The 703-nt window shown below is 64.4% G+C and carries 1 pseudogene; it reads right to left on the bottom strand.

The window, feature by feature from the left end:
- A pseudogene (locus tag H3H36_RS26325) lies at positions 1-302 on the bottom strand (group II intron reverse transcriptase/maturase); the annotation flags it as partial.
- Positions 303-703: the final 401 nt, after the last annotated feature.

Genomic DNA, 703 nt, shown 5'->3' on the forward strand with positions numbered 1-703 from the left:
TACGTCCCCGCCAGCAGTCGCGCGCGTATCCCCGGCCAAGCCAGCACCAGATGGCGGGACGTTTGGTCGATGTCCAGACCATCCACCCCGGCCGCGCCCTTGTTGCGGCGCACACGCTGCATCGCCCGCAGCAGGTTCCCTCTTTCCAGCGCCGCCAGCAGCAGCGCCGTTCCCGTGTCGCCTGACACATGCCGCGAACCGCAGGCTTCGTCGCTGAAAGCATCAGGCAAGGCTTCACCCTGCCCTACGGCTTCCCGCTCCGCTTGCGCGGACATCTGACGCCTTGCCTGCCGTTTCGACATGCCGGATCACACTCCTACTCGTTCGGTCCTTCGTCGGCGGGGTCGAGCCTTCCCGGCGCTACCTCCGACTACTATGACCTCTGCTGAGACCCCGCTCCGACTCACCGTCGTCGCCCTTTCAGGCATGAGGCGGGGCGTCCCCAGGTAAGGGCCGCACTCCTTCATCACACAACCGCCGCATTTACGCCACCTCTCCTTGACCACAAGAGCTTCGCGGTCATTGGCCCGCTCGCCCTGATCAGCAGCGCCTTCTATGCGATTCGTGTTCCTCGGCTCATGATTTATGCTCCACGCTTCCTTCCCACAGTCAGTTACCCTTCCGCAGTTGCGCTTCACTTCGCTCACTGTGGTCAGCTCGCGGCGGGACTTGCACCCACAGGAGTGCGCCCATGCTGGGCGCA

Source organism: Rugamonas fusca (assembly GCF_014042365.1).
Taxonomy (GTDB): Bacteria; Pseudomonadota; Gammaproteobacteria; order Burkholderiales; family Burkholderiaceae_D; genus Rugamonas; species Rugamonas fusca.